General features: G+C 70.6%; 20 protein-coding genes. 15 read left to right on the top strand and 5 right to left on the bottom strand.

Features of this window, described 5'->3' with window-relative positions; genetic code table 11:
• Nucleotides 1–60 precede the first annotated feature (60 nt).
• Genes glmM through G6N61_RS12955 form a run of 3 tightly spaced genes read left to right on the top strand, consistent with a single transcriptional unit; the run spans nt 61 to nt 3093 of the window.
• Complete coding sequence (glmM, locus tag G6N61_RS12965; RefSeq protein ID WP_163918894.1) at nt 61–1392, top strand: phosphoglucosamine mutase; 1332 nt, start codon at nt 61–63, stop codon at nt 1390–1392.
• 43 nt (nt 1393–1435) lie between these two features.
• Nucleotides 1436–1738: a type VII secretion target gene (locus G6N61_RS12960; RefSeq protein WP_163918893.1), complete on the top strand. Its 303-nt coding sequence runs from the start codon at nt 1436–1438 to the stop codon at nt 1736–1738.
• A 2-nt stretch (nt 1739–1740) separates the two neighbouring features.
• Nucleotides 1741–3093, top strand: a complete 1353-nt coding sequence (locus tag G6N61_RS12955; protein WP_163918892.1) for a hypothetical protein — start codon at nt 1741–1743, stop codon at nt 3091–3093.
• A 22-nt stretch (nt 3094–3115) separates the two neighbouring features.
• Here G6N61_RS12955 and G6N61_RS12950 read toward each other — a convergent pair whose 3' ends face one another.
• The 3 genes from G6N61_RS12950 to G6N61_RS12940 all read right to left on the bottom strand — a co-directional run bounded on the left by G6N61_RS12950 (nt 3116) and on the right by G6N61_RS12940 (nt 6630).
• Nucleotides 3116–4516: a DEAD/DEAH box helicase gene (locus tag G6N61_RS12950; RefSeq protein WP_163918891.1), complete on the bottom strand. Its 1401-nt coding sequence runs from the start codon at nt 4514–4516 to the stop codon at nt 3116–3118.
• A 184-nt stretch (nt 4517–4700) separates the two neighbouring features.
• Nucleotides 4701–5741, bottom strand: a complete 1041-nt coding sequence (locus G6N61_RS12945; RefSeq protein WP_163918890.1) for an LLM class F420-dependent oxidoreductase — start codon at nt 5739–5741, stop codon at nt 4701–4703.
• 43 nt (nt 5742–5784) lie between these two features.
• Nucleotides 5785–6630 carry a dienelactone hydrolase family protein gene (locus G6N61_RS12940; protein ID WP_163918889.1) on the bottom strand — a complete coding sequence of 282 codons (846 nt, stop codon included), beginning with the start codon at nt 6628–6630 and terminating at the stop codon, nt 5785–5787.
• Nucleotides 6631–6728: 98 nt separating this feature from the next.
• Between G6N61_RS12940 and glmS the strand changes: the two genes are divergently transcribed.
• Nucleotides 6729–8597 carry a glutamine--fructose-6-phosphate transaminase (isomerizing) gene (gene glmS / locus G6N61_RS12935; RefSeq protein ID WP_163918888.1) on the top strand — a complete coding sequence of 623 codons (1869 nt, stop codon included), beginning with the start codon at nt 6729–6731 and terminating at the stop codon, nt 8595–8597.
• 7 nt (nt 8598–8604) lie between these two features.
• Here glmS and G6N61_RS12930 read toward each other — a convergent pair whose 3' ends face one another.
• Nucleotides 8605–9477 (bottom strand): alpha/beta fold hydrolase, encoded by an 873-nt coding sequence (locus tag G6N61_RS12930; protein ID WP_163918887.1) that lies wholly within the window; start codon nt 9475–9477, stop codon nt 8605–8607.
• Between the two features lie 83 nt (nt 9478–9560).
• Between G6N61_RS12930 and G6N61_RS12925 the strand changes: the two genes are divergently transcribed.
• Nucleotides 9561–10034: a CGNR zinc finger domain-containing protein gene (locus G6N61_RS12925; RefSeq protein WP_235887516.1), complete on the top strand. Its 474-nt coding sequence runs from the start codon at nt 9561–9563 to the stop codon at nt 10032–10034.
• 7 nt (nt 10035–10041) lie between these two features.
• Here the strand turns inward: G6N61_RS12925 and G6N61_RS12920 are convergent, their stop codons facing one another.
• Complete coding sequence (locus tag G6N61_RS12920; protein ID WP_163918885.1) at nt 10042–10503, bottom strand: MarR family winged helix-turn-helix transcriptional regulator; 462 nt, start codon at nt 10501–10503, stop codon at nt 10042–10044.
• 89 nt (nt 10504–10592) lie between these two features.
• Between G6N61_RS12920 and G6N61_RS12915 the strand changes: the two genes are divergently transcribed.
• The 10 genes from G6N61_RS12915 (at nt 10593) to G6N61_RS12870 (ending at nt 19348) form a co-directional block, all read left to right on the top strand.
• Nucleotides 10593–10997, top strand: coding sequence for a VOC family protein (locus tag G6N61_RS12915; protein WP_163918884.1), 405 nt, complete (start codon nt 10593–10595; stop codon nt 10995–10997).
• A gap of 94 nt (nt 10998–11091) precedes the next feature.
• Nucleotides 11092–12531 carry an NAD(P)H-hydrate dehydratase gene (locus G6N61_RS12910; RefSeq protein WP_163918883.1) on the top strand — a complete coding sequence of 480 codons (1440 nt, stop codon included), beginning with the start codon at nt 11092–11094 and terminating at the stop codon, nt 12529–12531.
• Nucleotides 12532–12539: 8 nt separating this feature from the next.
• Nucleotides 12540–13931, top strand: coding sequence for a glutamate decarboxylase (locus G6N61_RS12905; RefSeq protein ID WP_163918882.1), 1392 nt, complete (start codon nt 12540–12542; stop codon nt 13929–13931).
• 45 nt (nt 13932–13976) lie between these two features.
• Nucleotides 13977–15137, top strand: a complete 1161-nt coding sequence (alr, locus tag G6N61_RS12900) for an alanine racemase (protein WP_163918881.1) — start codon at nt 13977–13979, stop codon at nt 15135–15137.
• On the top strand, nt 15134–16258 hold the full coding sequence (locus G6N61_RS12895) for an alpha/beta fold hydrolase (RefSeq protein WP_235887515.1): 1125 nt from the start codon (nt 15134–15136) through the stop codon (nt 16256–16258). Before alr ends, G6N61_RS12895 begins: the two co-directional genes overlap by 4 nt.
• A complete protein-coding gene (gene tsaE / locus G6N61_RS12890; RefSeq protein ID WP_264077047.1) occupies nt 16251–16760 on the top strand; it encodes a tRNA (adenosine(37)-N6)-threonylcarbamoyltransferase complex ATPase subunit type 1 TsaE in 510 nt (169 codons plus the stop codon). The genes G6N61_RS12895 and tsaE overlap by 8 nt, the downstream gene beginning before the upstream one ends.
• Complete coding sequence (tsaB, locus tag G6N61_RS12885; protein WP_163918880.1) at nt 16757–17386, top strand: tRNA (adenosine(37)-N6)-threonylcarbamoyltransferase complex dimerization subunit type 1 TsaB; 630 nt, start codon at nt 16757–16759, stop codon at nt 17384–17386. The genes tsaE and tsaB overlap by 4 nt, the downstream gene beginning before the upstream one ends.
• On the top strand, nt 17383–17856 hold the full coding sequence (rimI, locus tag G6N61_RS12880) for a ribosomal protein S18-alanine N-acetyltransferase (RefSeq protein WP_163918879.1): 474 nt from the start codon (nt 17383–17385) through the stop codon (nt 17854–17856). Before tsaB ends, rimI begins: the two co-directional genes overlap by 4 nt.
• Nucleotides 17853–18878, top strand: coding sequence for a tRNA (adenosine(37)-N6)-threonylcarbamoyltransferase complex transferase subunit TsaD (tsaD, locus tag G6N61_RS12875; protein WP_163918878.1), 1026 nt, complete (start codon nt 17853–17855; stop codon nt 18876–18878). The genes rimI and tsaD overlap by 4 nt, the downstream gene beginning before the upstream one ends.
• Entirely contained in the window at nt 18875–19348 is a 474-nt protein-coding gene (locus tag G6N61_RS12870) for a nuclear transport factor 2 family protein (RefSeq protein ID WP_163918877.1), read from the top strand. The genes tsaD and G6N61_RS12870 overlap by 4 nt, the downstream gene beginning before the upstream one ends.
• The last annotated feature ends 111 nt before the right edge of the window (nt 19349–19459 follow it).

Here is a 19459-nt window from a genome sequence, read left to right as displayed (position 1 = left end):
TTCAGACGAGATACCCGTAGACGGGTTTGCCTTCATGCGTACGCGAGGAGCGGATTGTCCATGGCTCGACTGTTCGGCACCGACGGCGTTCGTGGCGTCGCCAACCGCGATTTGACCGCAGAGCTGGCGCTGGCCCTTGGCTCTGCGGCCGCCCGGCAGCGGGCGTCCGGCCGGGCCCGCCGCCTCGCCGTGGTGGGACGGGACCCCCGTGCCAGCGGTGAGATGCTGGAGGCCGCGGTCATCGCGGGCATCACCAGCGAGGGAGTCGACGCGTTGCGCGTCGGCGTGCTCCCCACACCGGCGATCGCCTTCCTGACCCACGCGTACGACGCCGAGTTCGGCGTCATGATCTCGGCGTCGCACAACCCGATGCCCGACAACGGCATCAAGATCTTCGGTCGCGGTGGGCACAAGCTCGACGACGCCACCGAGGACCGCATCGAGGACCTGGTGCGCAGCGGTCCGGGAACCCGTCCCGTCGGGGCGGGGATCGGCCGCGTGCTCGACGCCCAGGACGCGTTGGACCGGTACCTGCGGAATGCCGCCAAAGCCGTCACCGTCCGTGCCGACGGTCTCACCGTCGTCGTCGACTGCGCGCACGGCGCCGCGTCCACGACCGCGCCGAGCGCGTATCGCGCCGCCGGTGCGCACGTGATCGCGATCAACGCCGAACCCGACGGCCTCAACATCAACGACGGCTGCGGCTCCACGCACATGGAGGTCTTGCAGGAGGCCGTCGTGGCCCACGGTGCCGACCTCGGCCTCGCCCACGACGGCGACGCCGACCGATGTCTCGCGGTCGACGCCGCCGGGAACGTCGTCGACGGTGACGCCATCATGGTCATCCTCGCCCTGGCCATGCGGGACGCGGGCGAACTGACCGGCAACACCCTGGTCGCGACGGTGATGAGCAATCTCGGCCTGCACGTCGCGATGCGGGAGGCCGGCATCGACGTCCGCATCACCGGCGTCGGCGACCGCTACGTGCTCGAGGAGCTGCGGGCAGGCGGTTACGCGCTCGGCGGCGAGCAGTCCGGCCACGTGGTGATCCCGGCGCACGGCACCACCGGTGACGGGATCGTCACCGGACTGCGGCTGATGTCGCGGATGGCGCAGACCGGCGCGACGCTGGCCGCCCTCGCCGAGCCGATGCACACCATGCCCCAGGTGTTGATCAACGTCGCGGTGAACGACAAGACCACCGTCGCCGACGCCCCGTCGGTGCGCACCGCGGTCTCCGAAGCGGAGGCCGAACTCGGTGACACGGGCCGAATCCTGCTGCGCCCGTCGGGAACCGAACAGGTGGTCCGCGTGATGGTCGAGGCCGCCGACGAGGACACCGCGCGCATCCTGGCGGCCCGGGTCGCGGAATCGGTCAGCGCACAAACCTGAGCCCGATGGAACCAGACGGCTCGCCGCGGCGTCGAACTCCTACATGGGACACCTCGATACCGCACGGGTCGACGTCGCGATGCTGCATGACGCTGCCCGCGGGTACGACGCCGTCGCTGACGCCGTCGCGCATGCCCGCACCCACCTGGCACGGCTGACGTTCGACGGCGCCGTCGCCGGTCGCTCGCATGCCGTGCGAGGTGACGCGCTCCGCGGCGCGGTCGACCGGATCGACGACGGGATGCGCCGATGGGCGGAGGCCACCGCCGCCGTCGCCGCCGCGCTGCGCAGTTCGGCCGACCGCTACGCCGCCGCGGACGCCGACGCCGCAAGGCGGCTGGGCTGACGATGGCCGACGTCACCGCACGCCTCGCCGAGGGGATGCCCGCCGTTGCGAATGCGGGCGCTTACGTGACGGCGTGCTGCCGTCTGGGCTTCTCTGGGCTGACCAGCGACACCATTGCCGACTGGTACGGCACCGAGGAGGGGCTCGATCTCGCTGCGCTGCAGGCTGATTCGGATGCGCTGAGCGCGGCAGCCACGGCGGCCGACGACGCGGCCCGACAGCAGGCGGACCTGACCTCCCGGCTGGCAGGCGCGTGGCAGGGTGGCGCGGGCGCGGCCGCGCAGGGCTTCCTGCTCGGCCAGGCTGCGGCGGCCGAATCGGTTCGGGACGCACTGCGTACCGCGGCCGTCGCGACGTCGACCCTGCACGACGACCTGGCGGGCGCCGTCGACGCCAAGGTCGACGCCGCGCTGAACATCGACGACCGGGTGGCGGGACGGCGGGCCGAGTGGCTGGATGCGGCGGGCACCGTTCGGACCGGTGCGGGTGACGTGGTGTCGGCGAGCGAACTCGTCGACGCGCAGGTGAAGCCGTTCGTGACCGACGACATCGGTTCGGAGCTGATGTCGCGGTTGCGCGCGTCGTTCGACCGCGTGACCGCAGCGTTCGACGCCGCGATCGCCCGGCTCGAGGCCTGTCCCGCTCCGAGCTTCGACGCACCGGCGGCTGGCGGGGAGCCGACATGGCCGGCTCAGGCGGCCGAGACCCCGGCTGGCGCAGCGGCGCCCGCTGCGTTACAGCCGGTGTCCGCTGCCCCGATGCCCGCCGGTCCTGTCGCAGTCGAACCGACCGCACCCGCCGCCGCGATGCCACCCGCACCCGTCGAGCCGCCCGCCGGACTGCCCGCGGCGGGCAGTCTGGGTGGCGGCATGCCATCGCTCGGGGCGGCGACGTCGGGTCTGTCCGGCCTGGGTCAGCAGTTGGCCGACATGATCGGCGGGTTGTTCGGCGGCGGGGGCTCGGGCGCCGAGGCTCCGGACCTCGAGCCGCCGGACCTGGAGCCGCCGGACCTGGAACCCGAGGACGACGAACTCGAGGACGCGGAGGACGAGGACCTCGAAGACGAGGACCCCGACGACTCTGACGACGACGACGACGAGCCAGCCGAGGCCGACGACACGGCGGTTACCGAACCGACCGCCGATGGGCTAGCCGCACCCCCGGCGGAGGATCCCGTCGAAGCCGTTGCAGGCGAGGATGTTTCGCCGGACGAAGCGCCCGTCGAACCGGACCCCGCCGCGGAGGTGTTGCCGCCCACGCCGCAGGTGCCGCCGCCGGCCGAACCGGAGGCGCTCACCGTGGAGCAGACTCCGTGCGAGATCGCGGCCGAGGAACTGCCCAGCGTCGGGGGCTGATCAGGGGAAGGGCGATGCCAAGCTAGCGGGTGCGTGCGGCGCCGCTGCGCCCGGTGTGCGAGCGTCCGCCGCCCTGCGGGCGACCACCGGACTGCGAGCGTCCGCCGCCCTCGGAGTGACCGGACTGCGAGCGTCCTCCACCCTGGGGGCGTCCGCCGCGTCGCGAGCGGTTGCCGCCGGAGCGGGCTGCGCCTGCGCCGCGCTGGCCCGAACCGTTGTCCTGGTGGGCCGGGACGTCGAGCACGATGGCACCGCTGAAGACGCGCTCGCCGGGTGCGATCTCCTGCAGCACCGGGTGCGTGCCGCCGCGGAACTTGGTGACGGTGGCGTTGACGCCCGCCTTGCGGGTGAGGCTGCGGACGTCGGACACCTGATCGTCGAGCATCAGCGTCACGACGGTGCCGTCGGCACCGGCGCGGGCGGTACGGCCCGAACGGTGCAGGTAGGCCTTGTGTTCGACCGGCGGGTCGGCGTGGACGACGAGGTTCACGTCGTCGACGTGGATGCCGCGGGCCGCGATGTCGGTGGCGACCATGACCGCGGCCGTGCCGTCGGAGAACGCCGCCAGGTTGCGTGTACGCGCGTTCTGAGACAGGTTGCCGTGCAGTTCGACTGCGGGTACGCCGGCCGAGTTCAGCTTGCGGGCAAGGCCTTTGGCGCCGTACTTGGTGCGGGCGAACACGATGGTCTGGCCCGGTGACGCGGCCAGGTCGGTCAGGACGTCGAACCGCGATGCGTTGTCGACGTGCAGGACGTGGTGCACCATGGCGCTGACCGGCGACTGCTCGGAGTCGACGCTGTGCACGATGGGGTTGTGCAGGTAGCGCTTGACCAGCACGTCGACGCCGCCGTCGAGGGTGGCGGAGAACAGCATGCGCTGCCCGTCCTTGGGTGTGCGGTCCATCAGGCGCTTGACTGGGGGCAGGAACCCGAGGTCGGCCATGTGGTCGGCCTCGTCGAGGATGGTGATCTCGATGGCCGACAGGTCGGCGTGGCGCTGCTGGACGTGGTCCTCGAGACGGCCGGGGCAGGCGATGACGATGTCGACGCCCCTGCGCAGCTTGTCGATCTGCGGCTGCGCTCCGACGCCGCCGAAGACGATGACCGAGTTGAGGCCGGTCGCGGCGGCCAGCGGGGCCAGCGACGCCTCGATCTGGGTGACGAGTTCTCGGGTGGGGGCGAGGATCAGCGCGCGGGGCTTGCCGGCCTTGCGGGGCGCCGGGTTGGCGGCGAGACGGGCGACGAGCGGCAGCAGGAAGGCATAGGTCTTGCCCGAGCCGGTGCGGCCGCGGCCCAGGACGTCACGGCCTGCAAGGGAGTCGGGCAGCGTCGCAGCCTGAATGGGGAACGCTTCCTCGATGCCTGCGGCGGTGAGGGTGTTGACGACGGCCGTGGGCAGGCCGAATTCACTGAAAGTGGGCATGGTGGTGTGAAACTCCGAAAGTCGAGTGGTCGTTCTGCCCGGCGCGGGTCTCCGCGGCGCCAAGATCTGGTCTCGGTGTGAACGAACGAGAAGCGGCAAAAGGCAGAACTGACGATGCCGCTGCGACCACTCTAACCGACTGACGGTGCGGCCCCCCAATTAGGAGACGCGCATCACCCCGGGTCTACTTCGCGAGGGCGACCAATTCCTCGACGTAGCGCACCTGTTCCCGGGCTTCCGTAGCGAGCGGGTGCACCAGCAGCGTGGTGACGCCGGCTTCGGCGAACGCGTCCAGCCGCTCCTTCACGAATCCGCGGGGACCGATCAGGGACACGTTGCGCACCAGCTCGTCCGGGACGGCGTTGATCGCCTCGGCCTTCTGTCCGGCGAGGTAGAGGTCCTGGATGCGGTCGGCCACGTCGCCGAAGCCGTACCGGGTGGCCAGCGCGTGGTAGAAGTTCTTGCCCCGCGCGCCCATGCCGCCGATGTACAGCGCCAGTTGGGGTTTCGCCCACGCCAGCCGATCCTCGACGTCGTCGCCGATGGCCAGCGTCGCCGAGACCATGACGTCGAGCGGTCCGAGTTCGGGATCGCGCTTGGCGAATCCGGCGCGCAGTGCGTCACCGAACGCCGCATCGGCCTTCTCCGGGTAGAAGAACACGGGCTGCCAGCCCTCGGCGATCTCGGCGGTCAGTTCGACGTTCTTCGGCCCGAGCGAGGCGATGGTGATCGGAATGCGTTCCCGCACCGGATGATTGATCAGGTGCAGGGACTTGCCGAGGCCGGTGCCGCGGTCGCTCGGCAGCGGAACCTGGTAGTGCTTGCCGTCGAAGTTCACGTTCTCTCGGCGCCAGACCTGCCTGCAGATCTCGACGACCTCCCTGGTGCGCCCCAGCGGTGCGTCGAACGGAACCCCGTGAAAGCCTTCGACGACCTGCGGGCCGGACGTACCGATGCCGAGCCGGAAGCGGCCGTCGGACACGTAGTCGAGTCCGGCGGCGGTCATCGCCAGCAGCGACGGCGTGCGGCTGTAGATGGGGACGACGCCGGAGCCCAGCTCGATCCGCGAGGTCTTCGCCGCGAGGTAGCCCAGCTGGCTGATGGCGTCGTACGAGTAGGCCTCGGCGACGAGCGCGATGTCGACGCCCACCCTCTCCAGCTCGACGACTTGGTCGGCGGCCTCGCGGAAGCCGTCGGCGTAACTGAGGAAGATGCCTGTGCGCATGGGAGATGTATAGCATCCCAACCGGTTGGTTGGGTGATTCGGATCAGGGCTTGAGGAGGGTGACGACCTTGTTCTCCAGCGCGACCGGGTCGTCGGCGAACGGATCGAGCACCTCGGTGTTCGGGAGGGCGACGTTGGGGTCGCTGAACTCCAGGTAGGTCTTGTCGCCGTTCAGCTGATTCAGCAGGTAACCGGTGAGCAGCGCCCGCACGATCTTCTGCGTCTCCTTGTCCGCACCCGGCAGGCCGACGACCCGAGCGATCCGCCGGCCCTCGATCAACCCGCCGGCCTTGACGTTCTTGGCGGCGCGCAAGGTCGAGTCCGGCCACACCCTGGCCAGTTCGGTCGCATTGGACCGGAGCGACATCGGGTCGCCGGGATCGGCCAGGATCAGGCCGGGCACGCGCAGGTTGCGCGCGGGCTCGATCGTCGGAGGGCTCGTCACCGACGGGAACAGCGCGACGACGGCCCGCGTCCTCTCCGGCATCCCGGCCGCGGTGAACACCGCCGCCGAACCGCCGAAACCGTGTCCGACCACGCCGAGCTTGCGGGGGTGGACGCTGATCTTGCCGGTGCCCAGCCGCACCCCGGAGACGATGTCGAGCGTCGTCCCGAGGTCGAAGGCCAGGTTGAGCACCGACGGCGCGACGCTGCGCTCGGTGTTCGGGGCGGCCGCGACGATGCCCCAGGACGCGAGGTGCTCGAGCAGGCCGTGGTAGCGGTCCGCGGCGGCGAGCCAGTCGTGGCCGAACGCGATGGCCGGCAGGTTCAGCCCCTTCTCGGGGGTGAACACCGACCCGGACAGGCCGGCGAACGCCAGGTCACCGCGCAATACGCGGTGTGGGCCCCGCCGGGTCAAGGAAGCGAACAGCTTCTTGGTCTTGGCCACGCGATGACGTTATCGCAACGGGTCCGACCTGGGATGCACGCAGGTGCGGTCGGGTCGCGAATCGGGTCCGCAGGGGTTCCTGCACTACCCTTGACGCCGTGTGTGGAATCGTCGGCTACGTGGGGCAGCGGCCCGCCCGCGGCATCGTGGTGGACGCCCTGCGCCGCATGGAGTACCGCGGCTACGACTCGTCGGGCGTCGCGCTACTCGATGGTGACGGCGGGCTGACCGTCCGCCGACGCGCGGGCAGGCTGGCCAATCTCGAGGCCGCTCTCGACGACACCGACGGCGGCGTGCTCGCAGGCAGCACCGGCGTCGGCCACACCCGCTGGGCCACGCACGGCCGTCCCACCGACCGCAACGCGCACCCGCATCGCGACGCCGCGGGCAAGATCGCCGTCGTCCACAACGGCATCATCGAGAACTTCGCCGCGCTGCGCGCCGAACTCGAGGCCACCGGCGTCGAGTTCGCCAGTGACACCGACACCGAGGTCGCCGTCCACCTCGTCTCGTGGCAGTACCACCACGGCCCCACCGCGGGTGACTTCGTCGGATCCGTGATGGCAGTCCTGCCGCGGCTCGAGGGCCACTTCACGCTGGTCTTCGCCAACGCCGAGGACCCCGGCACCATCGTCGCCGCGCGGCGCTCCACCCCGCTCGTCGTCGGCGTCGGCGATGGCGAGATGTTCATCGGGTCCGATGTCGCGGCGTTCATCGAGCACACCCGCGACGCCGTTGAACTGGGTCAGGACCAGGCCGTGATCCTCACTGCCGACGGCTACCAGATCACTGACTTCCACGGCGTCGACGCCTCCGACCGCGCCCGCCCGTTCCACATCGACTGGGACCTCTCGGCTGCCGAAAAGGGCGGCTACGAGTACTTCATGCTCAAGGAGATCGCCGAGCAGCCGACCGCCGTCGCCGAAACCCTGCTCGGCCACTTCGCAGACGGCCGCATCGTGCTCGACGAGCAGCGGCTCTCCGATCAGGAACTGCGCGAGATCGACAAGGTCTTCATCGTCGCCTGCGGCACGGCGTATCACTCCGGTCTGCTGGCCAAGTACGCCATCGAGCACTGGACGCGACTGCCCGTCGAGGTGGAACTGGCCAGCGAGTTCCGCTACCGCGACCCCGTGCTCGACCGCAGCACGCTGGTGATCGCGATCTCGCAGTCGGGGGAGACCGCCGACACCCTGGAGGCCGTGCGGCACGCCAAGGAGCAGAAGGCCAAGGTGCTGGCGATCTGCAACACCAACGGGTCGCAGATTCCCCGTGAGGCCGACGCCGTGCTCTACACCCGCGCCGGACCGGAGATCGGCGTCGCGTCGACCAAGACGTTCCTCGCCCAGATCGCCGCCAACTACCTCGTCGGCCTGGCGCTCGCGCAGGCCAGGGGCACCAAGTACCCCGACGAGGTCGCGAGGGAGTACCAGGAACTGCAGGCGATGCCCGAGCGCGTCGAGCGCGTGCTCGCCTGCATGGAGCCGGTCGCCGAACTCGCCAAGCAGTACGCGATGTCACCGACGGTGTTGTTCCTGGGTCGCCACGTCGGCTACCCGGTGGCGCTCGAGGGTGCGCTGAAGCTCAAGGAGCTGGCGTACATGCACGCCGAGGGCTTCGCGGCCGGTGAACTCAAGCACGGGCCGATCGCGTTGATCGAGGACGGCCTGCCCGTGATCGTCGTGATGCCGTCGCCGAAGAACGCGGCGATGCTGCACAGCAAGCTGCTGAGCAACATCCGCGAGATCCAGGCCCGCGGCGCCATCACGATCGTGATCGCCGAGGAGGGGGACGACACCGTCCGCCCGTACGCCGACCACCTGATCGAGATGCCTGCGGTCTCCACGCTGTTCCAGCCGCTGCTGTCGACGATCCCGCTGCAGGTGTTCGCCGCCGAGGTGGCCCGCGCCCGCGGCTACGACGTGGACAAGCCGCGCAACCTCGCCAAGTCGGTCACCGTCGAGTAGCGCGACCTCACAGATGCGCTGCGAGGAACGGCCGCATCAACGCCACCACGGCATCGAGCTTGCTCTCCAGTAGGAAGTGGCCGCCGTCGAGCAGGTTGATCTCCGCATGCGGTAGGTCGCGGCCGAAGGCGAGAGCGCCGTCGGGGCCGAAGATCTCGTCGTTGCGCCCCCATACCGCGAGCAGTGGCACCTGGGAGTCCCGGAAGTACTCGTGCACCCGCGGATACAGCTCCACGTTCGCGATGTAGTCGGCGAACAGCGCCAGCTGCGCGTCGACCCGTTCTACGGTGGCGGCGACGGCCGCGTGCGCGTTGACCCACGCGTCGGGATCGACCACCGACGGGTCGGCGACGCCATGGGTGAACTGCCACACCAGACCGTCCGGGCTGATCAGTTCGCGCAGGGCAGCGGCGTTGGCCTCGGACCGGTCGCGACCGTAGGCGAACAGCGGCTCCATCGCGTCGCCGACGAAGCCCTCGACGTAGGCGTTGCCGTTCTGGGTGACGACCGCCGCGATCCGCTCGGGGTGCCGCAGCGCGAGCCGCCAGCCGACGGGTGCGCCGTAGTCCTGGACGTAGAGCGCGTAGCGGTCGACGCCGAGCTGCTCGAGCAGGGCGTCGACGTGGTGGGCCAGGGTGTCGAAGGTGTAGTCGAACTCGTCGGTCGACGGAACGTCGGAGTGGCCGAAGCCGGGGTAGTCGGGCGCGATCACGCGGTAGCGGTCGGCCAGCGCCGGAATCAGGTTGCGGTACATGTGCGAACTGGCCGGGGTGCCGTGCAGCAGCACGACGACCGGCGCACCTGCGGGCCCTGCCTCCCGGTAGAAGAGCCGGCGGCCGAGGACGTCCGCGTAGCGGTGGTGCGTCGTCGTATCGGTCATGTCTAACCCCTTTGAATTAGTTTGATGGTTAGTTCAGTCAAGCCGCTCTTGTCTAACCTGTCAAGTGGCCTATGATGGTTAGCATGAGTGGCGCCGAGGATCAGGCCGCGCTGGTCGATCTGCTGAACACGACGCCCGTGGTGGACGGCCGCCGGACGGAGTCCCTCGACGGGGCATGGCTGCGTGACCACGGGGCGCCGGGGGAGCGCGTCGCCGCGGCGCGGGTGCTGCGCGACGCCCTGCAGGCCGTGGTGCGTGGCGAGTCGTCGGCCGACATTCTGTCCGGCTATCTGCGCGACGTCGTTCGTACGCCGTCGATCGCCGATGGCTCGGTCATCTGGCGCCTCGACGCCGGGTGGGCGGCGCGCATGGTCCTGGCGTGGGGCGAATTGCAGGCATCGATGCCGGGCCGGTTGCGTCCGTGCGCCAACGACGAGTGCCGGTTGTTCCTCTTGGACCGCAGTCGTGCGGGAACCGGCCGCTGGTGCTCGATGAGTGGGTGTGGGAACCGGATGAAGGCACGCCGCCACTACGACCGGTCGGCGCGGAAGTCCTAACGCAGCGCTACATCTCGCGGATGTGCTGCTCGGTGACGTCTTCGGCTGCGCGGGCGAAGTCGGCAAGACGGCCCAGGGCGGCCTCGTCGAAATCGGTCAACAGACCCGCGAGGTCGGCGTTCAACAGCGCGTAATGTGCCGCGACGCGACCGATCCCGTCCCCGGCCGGCTCGATGATGACACGCCGCCGGTCGGCAGGATCCGGCGTCCGCGTGACGTACCCCGCAGCAAGCAGCCGGTCGAGCATGCGGGTGGTGGCCCCGGTGGTGAGGTTGATCCGCCGCGCGAGTTCGCCCGGCGTGGACGGCCCGAAGCGGCTCAGCACGTACAGGCACTGCGTTTCGGTGGGCGTCACCCCGATGCTGCGCGCCACCAGGTCGTTGTACTGCGCGACGAGCACCTGCCACCCGGCGAGTGCCTCGAGGGCGTCGCGCACGGCCGCCGCCCGGTCCCGTACTCGCTCGGCCATTGCGTCTCCTGCTCGAAGCTGGTTCACTAGATTTAGTTGCACGGCGCAGATAATGCGCGGTGCAGTAAATTCTACTCGGAAGGCGTCTCGTGCCCGACTATGCCGGATCGCTCATCGATCACCTCAACATCGCCGTGCCGGATCTGGCCCGCTCGCTGGCGTTCTACGAACCCGTGCTCGCAACGCTGGGCATCACCAAGCTGCTCCGAGTCCCGGCGAGCCCCGGTCAACTCGAGATGCACGGCTTCGGTCGCGATCCCAAACCGTTCTTCTGGCTCGTCGCCGACGGACGGGTCGGAGACGACATGCATCTAGCCTTCACCGCCGCCGACCGCGGCGCCGTTCGCGCGTTCTACGACGCAGCGCTGGCCGCGGGCGCCACGTCGCTGCTCCCGCCCGGTCTGCGGCCCGAATACCAGCCCGACTACTACGGCGCGTTCGTCCTCGATCCCGACGGCATCAACCTGGAAGCCGTGTGCCACCACGCTGACTGAGCGGGCCTCTCGTCGGCGCGGGGCCGGCGCCCGGCCCCGCGAGTTTCCGCGTCGGCCACCCTCGGTGCGCGTCGGCATGGAATCCTGACCATCGATGCGCCACTACTACTCGGCCGACGAGATCCGCGCCGCTGAAGCGCCACTGCTGGCCGAACTGCCAGACGGTGCGCTGATGCGCCGTGCCGCCTACGGGCTCGCGATGGCGATTGCCCGCGAACTGGGCACCGTCGCGGGACGCGGCGTCTGTGCCGTCGTCGGCTCCGGGGACAACGGTGGTGACGCGCTGTGGGCAGCGACGCACCTGCGTCGTCGCGGCGCGGCAGCGACGGCCGTGCTGCTTGACCCCGAGCGGGCACACCGTGAGGGCCTGGCCGCATTTCGGCGCGCAGGCGGCCGGATCGTCGAATCAGTGCCCAGCGCAACGGATCTGGTGATCGACGGCGTCGTGGGGATCTCGGCCTCCGGCCCGCTGCGCCCCGGCGCAGCCGAACTGTTCGACGACGTCGCCGCCCGGGGGATACCCGTGGTGGCCGTCGACCTGCCCAGCGGCATCGACGTGCACACCGGAGCCGCCGACGGTCCACACGTCGAGTCGGCGCTGACCGTCACGTTCGGCGGCTTAAAGCCGGTGCACGCCCTCGGGGAGTGCGGTCGCGTCGAACTCGTCGACATCGGACTCGACCTGCCCGATGCGGATGTGCGCTCCATGGAGGCCGCCGACGTCGCGGCCCGGTGGCCGGTCCCCGGCGCACACGACGACAAGTACACCCAGGGCGTCACCGGCGTCCTGGCCGGCTCGGCCACCTACCCGGGCGCGGCGATCCTGTGCACCGGCGCCGCCGTCGCCGCGACCTCGGGAATGGTGCGCTACGCCGGAACCGCTGCAGCCGAGGTCGTCTCGCACTGGCCGGAGGTCATCGCGACACCGTCGATGCAGGCCGCAGGCCGCGTGCAGGCCTGGGTGGTGGGTCCCGGGATCGGTACCGACGAGGCGGGGGCCGCTGCCCTGTGGTTCGCGCTCGACACCGACCTCCCCGTGATCGTCGACGCCGATGCGTTGACGATCCTTGCCGCCCATCCCGACGTCGTCGCACGGCGATCAGCGCCTACCGTCCTGACCCCGCATGCGGGCGAGTTCGCCCGCCTCGCCGGACATCCCCCGGGTGAGGACCGAGTGGGCGCGGCCCGCAAGCTGGCCGACGCGTTCGGTGCGACGGTGCTGCTGAAGGGCAACGTGACGGTCGTGGCCGACCCGGCGGCCGAAGGAGCGGCAGGCGCGGTGTACCTGAACCGCGCAGGCCAGTCCTGGGCGGCGACCGCGGGATCGGGTGATCTGCTGTCCGGCATGATCGGCAGCCTGCTGGCGGCCGGTCTGCCCCCCGCAGAGGCCGCGGGCACGGCGGCGTTCGTGCACGCGCGCGCCGCGGGGCTCGCAGCAGCCGACCCCGGCCCCGCAGCAGCACCGACCTCGGCATCGCGGATCCTGCACCACATCCGCTCGGCCGTCGCTCAGATTCGCCAGCCCAACCCCTAGGAGATCCCATGCCGCACAGGCACCGTCGTTCGCCGTCGATCGCGCCCGCCTACACGGGACGGCTCTCCACCACGCCGGTGCCGTCGCTGCGGATGCCGGAGAAGTCCATGGAGCCCCAGGCCGCCTATCGGTTCATCCACGACGAACTCATGCTCGACGGCAGCTCGCGGCTCAACCTCGCGACGTTCGTGACGACGTGGATGGACCCCGAGGCCGAGAAGCTGATGGCCGAGACGTTCGACAAGAACATGATCGACAAGGACGAGTACCCCGCGACCGCGGCCATCGAGCAGCGCTGCGTGTGCATGGTGGCCGACCTGTTCCACGCCGAGGATCTGCGCGACGACGACCCGTCGACGGCGATCGGCGTCTCGACCGTCGGATCCAGCGAGGCCGTGATGCTGGCTGGCCTTGCGATGAGCTGGCGCTGGCGGGCGAAGGTCGGCGACGGGGAGAACGGCTGGCGCACCCGCCGGCCGAAGCTCGTGATGGGGTCCAACGTCCAGGTGGTCTGGGAGAAGTTCTGCCGCTACTTCGACGTCGAACCCGTGTACCTGCCGATGGCGGAGGGCCGCTACGTCATCACGGCCCAGCAGGTGCTCGACGCGGTCGACGAGGACACCATCGGCGTGGTGGTGATCCTCGGCACCACCTACACGGGTGAACTCGAGCCGATCGCCGAGATCTGCGCGGCGCTCGACGAGCTGGCATCTGGTGGCGGACCCGACGTCCCGGTCCACGTGGACGCCGCCAGCGGCGGGTTCGTCGTGCCGTTCCTGCACCCCGACGTGGTGTGGGACTTCCGGCTGCCGCGGGTGGTGTCGATCAACGTCAGCGGGCACAAGTACGGCCTGACCTATCCGGGCATCGGGTTCGTGGTGTGGCGCAGCGCCGAGTACCTGCCCGAGGAGCTGGTGTTCCGGGTGAACTACCTCGGCGGCGACATGCCGACGTTCACGCTGAACTTCTCCAAGGGCGGCAATCAGGTGGTGGGCCAGTACTACAACTTCCTCCGGCTGGGCCGCGCCGGCTACGCGAAGGTCATGCACTGCCTGTCGGACACGGCACGCTGGCTCGGCGACCAGCTGCGCGAGAGCGAGCACTTCGAGTTGATCTCCGACGGCTCCGCGATACCGGTGGTCAGCTTCCGCCTGGCGGGCAAGCGCGGGTACACCGAGTTCGACGTCTCACACGCACTGCGCGCCTATGGCTGGCAGGTGCCCGCGTACACCATGCCGGATGGCGCCACCGACGTCACCGTGCTGCGCGTCGTGGTCCGCGAGGGATTCTCCGCCGACCTGGCCAGGGCGCTGCGCGACGACACGATCACCGTGCTCAAGACGCTCGACGAGCTGAAGCCCAACGGCCACTTCGACGACGTTCAGCCCTTCGCGCACTAGGTCGGCGCCCCACTCGGACGTGGTCTGGGACAATCGGCGGTGATCATGGGAATCACCGACCTCACCCCCAGCACGTCGCACGCGGCCACCATGGTGGTCGACCTCGACGCGATCGCCCACAACGTGCGATTGCTGCGCGACCATGCCGGATCGGCCGCGGTGATGGCGGTCGTGAAGGCCGATGGCTACGGGCACGGCGCCACCGCGGTCGCGGAGGCCGCACTCGCTGCGGGCGCCGCCGAGATCGGCGTCGCCACCCTCGACGAGGCGCTGGCGCTGCGCCGCGACGGCTTCACCGGTCCGGTGCTGGCATGGCTGCACGCCCCCGGCGCCGACTTCGGTCCCGCGGTGGCCGCCGACGTCCAGGTCGCCGTGTCCTCGCCGCGTCAACTCGCCGACCTGCTGACCGCCGTGGAACGCACCGGCCGCAGCGCGACCGTGACGGTGAAGGTCGACAGCGGCCTGAGTCGCAACGGCGCAAGCGGTGACGACTTCACCGAGATGCTGCCGACGCTGGCCCGGGCGAGCGCCGCAGACGCCATCCGGCTGCGCGGGATCATGTCGCACCTGGCATGCGGCGACGACCCGGACAGCCCGGTCAATGACCGTCAGGCGCAACGGTTCTCGCAGCTGCGGGCTCGGGCCAGCGCCTCGGGCGTCGACTTCGAGATCGCGCACCTGGCCAACTCGCCTGCCACGATGACCCGGCCCGACCTCGCCTTCGACCTGGTCCGCCCCGGTATCGCGGTGTACGGCCAGACCCCGATCCCGGCGCGCGGCGACATGGGCCTGATCCCCGCGATGACGCTCACGTGCCCGGTCGCCATGGTGCGGCGGATCCAGGCGGGCGACGGTGTCTCCTACGGGCACACGTGGATCGCCGACCGCGACACCACGGTGGCGCTCATCCCGCTCGGCTACGCCGACGGGGTGTTCCGGAACCTCAGTGGGCGCTTCGACGTGCAGATCAACGGCAAGCGCCGACCCAACGTGGGGCGGATCTGCATGGACCAGTTCGTCGTCGACCTGGGCCCGGGTCCGGTCGATGTCTCCGTCGGCGACACCGCCGTCCTGTTCGGCTCCGGAGCGAATGGGGAACCGACCGCGCAGGACTGGGCCGAGACGCTGGGCACCATCAACTACGAGGTGGTGACCAGCCCGCGGGGTCGGGTCGGCCGCATGTACGTCGGCGGGACGAGCCGGTGAGCGAGGTGGCTCGGGCCGACCGGTGGCGTGGCCGGCGGCGCAACGCGAGCTGGCTGGCGGGTCTGGCGGGCCTGGCCGCCGTCGGCAGCCTCGCCGGGACCACGGTGGCGAAGTCGCTGACTCGGCGTGTCACCGCCGACGACCCACACCGCGACGAGGACTTCGAACTGCTCGACGCCGACCGCAGCTGCATCGTCACCACCTCCGACGGCGTGCCGCTGGCGGTCAGGGAGGTCGGCCCGCAGGACGCACCGCTCACGGTCGTGTTCGCCCACGGCTTCTGTCTGCGCATGGGCGCGTTCCACTTTCAGCGCCTGCGGCTCACCGAGCAGTGGGGCCCGCAGGTGCGGATGGTGTTCTACGACCAGCGTGGCCACGGACAGTCGGGCAGCGCCTCGCCGGACACGTTCACGGTGCCCCAGCTCGGCCAGGACCTCGAAGACGTGTTGACGGTGATGGCGCCGCGCGGACCGATCGTGCTGGTCGGCCATTCGATGGGCGGCATGACGGTGCTCTCGCACGCCCGGCAGTTCTCGAAGCACTACGGCACCCGCATCGTCGGCGCGGCGCTGATCTCGTCTGCGGCAGAGGGCATCTCGCGATCCCCGCTGGGTGAGATCCTGCGCAACCCGGCTCTGGAGGCCGCCCGGTTCGCAGTCCGCTACGCGCCGCAGGCCGTGCATCACACCAGGGGCGCCGCCCGATCGGTCATCGGTCCGGTGCTGCGTGCCGCCTCCTACGGCGACGAGAAGATCAGCCCCAGCGTCGTGGCGTTCTCGGAGCGGATGATGCACGACACCCCGATCGCCACGCTCGTCGGCTTCCTGCACGCACTCGAGGTGCACGACGAGACCGAGGGACTCGTCACGCTGGCGAAGATCCCCACGCTCGTCGTGTGCGGCGACCGCGACCTGCTCACCCCACACGAATACGCCGAGGCGATGGCCGCGCGGCTGCCTAAGTGCGAGTTGGTGATCATCGGCGGCGCAGGCCATCTCGTCCAACTCGAGCAGCCGGAGATCGTCGACGACGCGCTGGTCCGCCTGGTGGAGCGCGCCACGCCGTCCAAGCTCGTCGCCCTGACCCGGCGCCTGCGCGAACGGGTGCGCAACCGTGTCTGACACCCACGACGCCACCGCGGGCGGCACCGCCGAACTGGCAACCGCTGAGGACACCATGGCGCTGGGTGCACGACTGGGGGCGGGGCTTCGCGCCGGTGACGTCGTCGTGCTGTCGGGTCCGCTGGGCGCGGGAAAGACGGTGCTGGCAAAGGGAATCGCGCAGGCCATGGACGTCGAGGGCGCGGTGACCTCGCCGACGTTCGTGCTGGCCCGGCTGCACCGTGCCCGCGATGCAGGCCGGCCCGCGCTGGTGCACGTCGACGTCTACCGGCTGCTGGAGGGCCACGACTCGGTGGACGCCGACCTGCTGGCCGAACTCGACTCGCTCGATCTCGACACCGATCTCGACGATGCCGTCGTGGTGGTCGAATGGGGTGAGGGCCTGGCCGAGCGGTTGTCCGACCGGCACCTCGACATCCGCCTGGAACGCGGCGGGGAGACCGACGTGCGCACGGCGATCTGGCAGTGGAGCGGCGCGGGCGAACGGGAGGCCGGGCGGTGAACGGCCTCGTGCTGGCGATCGATACCGCCACGCCTGCCGTCACCGCGGGAGTGGTGCGCCGCGACGCGTCGGAGGTGAAGGTGCTCGGCGAACGGGTCACGCTCGACGCCCGCGCGCACGCCGAGCAGCTGACCCCGAACGTGTTGGGCGCCATGGCCGATGCCGGCGTCGCGATGGCCGACCTCGACGCGGTGGTGGTGGGATGCGGCCCAGGGCCCTTTACCGGACTACGCGTCGGGATGGCGACTGCGGCTGCGTACGCGCATGCGCTCGACGTGCCGGTGTACGGCGTCTGCAGCCTCGACGCGATCGGCATCGACACCCTCGGCGAGGCGCTGGTGGTCACCGATGCGCGGCGACGAGAGGTGTACTGGGCGCGCTACCGCGACGGGGTGCGGGTGGGTGGGCCCGAGGTGTCCGCGCCCGCCGACGTGCCCGCCGGTGCGCTGACGGTGGCGGGTTCGCCCGACCACGCCGCGCTGTTCGACCTGCCCCGGCTGACGCCCACGTACCCCACGGCGTCGGGTCTGGTTCGCGTCGTTGGGTTCTCGCAGCCGCCCGAGCCGCTGGTCCCGCTCTACCTACGGCGGCCCGACGCCAAGCCGCGCAGCGAGCAGACCCGGTGAACCAGCCCGCCCACGTCGTCTACGAGGGACTGCGCATCGGTGACGCGGACCGCTGCGCCGAGCTGGAGGCGCAGCTGTTCCCGGGCGACGATCCGTGGCCCGCGGTCGCGTTCATCCGCGAGTTGGAGTCCCGGCACAACCACTACGTCGCCGCCCGCGTCGACGGGCAGCTCGTCGGATACGCGGGGATCACGCGGCTGGGCCGCAAGCCGCCGTTCGAGTACGAGGTGCACACCATCGGCGTCGACACGGCCTTCCAGGGCCGGGGGATCGGGCGGCGGTTGCTCGACATGCTGCTGGAGATTGCCGACGGCGGCGCGGTGTTCCTCGAGGTGCGGACGGACAACGACGCGGCGATCAAGCTGTATCAGAGCGTTGGGTTCGGCGTCGTCGGACTCCGCAAGCGGTACTACCGTGTCAGCGGGGCCGACGCGTACACGATGCGACGGGACCCGAGAGAGACGTCATGACGATCATCCTGGCCATCGAGAGTTCCTGCGACGAGACCGGCGTCGGCATCTGCGACCTCGCCGACGACGGCACCGTCACGCTGCTCGCCGACGAGGTGGCCTCCAGCGTCGAGGAGCACGTGCGCTTCGGCGGCGTCGTCCCCGAGATCGCCTCGCGCGCGCATCTCGAGGCGCTCGGGCCGACGATGCGCCGCGCCCTCGACGTCGCGGGGGTCCGTAGGCCCGACGTCGTCGCCGCGACGATCGGCCCCGGGCTGGCGGGCGCGCTGCTGGTCGGCGTGGCTGCCGCGAAGGCGTACGCCGCGGCGTGGGGTGTCCCGTTCTATGCGGTCAACCACCTCGGCGGGCACCTCGCCGCGGACGTCTACGAACACGGCCCGCTGCCCGAGTCCATCGGGCTGCTGGTGTCCGGCGGGCACACCCATCTGTTGCACGTCCGCTCACTCGGCGCACCGATCGAGGAACTGGGCAGCACCGTCGACGACGCCGCGGGCGAGGCCTACGACAAGGTGGCGCGGCTGCTCGGCCTGGGCTATCCGGGCGGCAAGCCGCTCGACGACCTGGCGCGCACCGGTGATCGCGACGCGATCACGTTCCCGCGCGGCATGACCGGCCCCAGGGACGCGCCGTACGCCTTCAGCTTCAGTGGCCTCAAGACGGCGGTCGCGCGCTACGTCGAACGTCATCCCGACGCGTCGACCGCAGACGTGGCCGCTGGCTTTCAGGAGGCGGTCGCGGACGTGCTGACGATGAAGGCCCTGCGTGCCGCCACCGATCTCGGCGTGTCGACGCTGCTGATCGCCGGGGGAGTGGCGGCCAACTCACGGCTGCGCGAACTCGCCGAGGAGCGTTGCGCCGCAGCCGGTCTCGTGTTGCGGGTGCCGCGGCCGCGACTGTGCACCGACAATGGGGCGATGATCGCGTCGTTCGCCGCCCATCTGATCGCCGCGGGCGCGCCGCCGTCGCCGCTGGACGTGCCCAGCGACCCGGGACTGCCGGTGCTCACGGGGCAGGTGGCGTGACCGGGGACCTGGCGGCCAAGCTCGCGGTACACGAGCTGCTGTACCGCTACGCCGAACTGATCGACGCGGGCGACTTCGACGGCGTGGGGGTCCTGCTTCGCCGCGCGAGCTTCGGTGGCAGCGCGGGATCGGGCAGAGCGTCGGGCGCCGACGTGATCGGCAAGCTCTTCGCGAAGACCACTCGGCGTTTCCCCGATCACGGCAACACCCCGCGCACCCGGCACCTGGTGCTCAACCCGATCGTCGACGTCGACGGTGACACCGCCACGGCGCGGTCGACGTTCTGCGTGGTGCAGCAGACGGAGACCGTGCCGCTGCAGCCGATCGTCGTGGGGCGGTACTTCGACCGCTTCGCTCGCGACGCCGACGATTCGGGCGGCTGGTACTTCACCGAGCGCAAGGTCGACGTCGAGATGGTGGGGGACGTCTCGGCGCATCTGGCGGTCGATCCGGCCAGTTACGGGCGCTGAGACCGGCGTCCACCACGACGCACAACCCCACCCTTGAGTGCTAGCACTCGCGTGTATAGAGTGCTAGGTGGCACGCAGCCGAGCCCGCGCTGGCTCCCGCGACGACGGCGC

The sequence above is a fragment of the Mycolicibacterium arabiense genome (genome assembly GCF_010731815.2).
Taxonomy (GTDB): Bacteria; Actinomycetota; Actinomycetes; order Mycobacteriales; family Mycobacteriaceae; genus Mycobacterium; species Mycobacterium arabiense.
The sequence above is the reverse complement of the archived record's forward strand: the minus strand, read 5'-3'. Positions and strand labels throughout refer to the sequence as shown.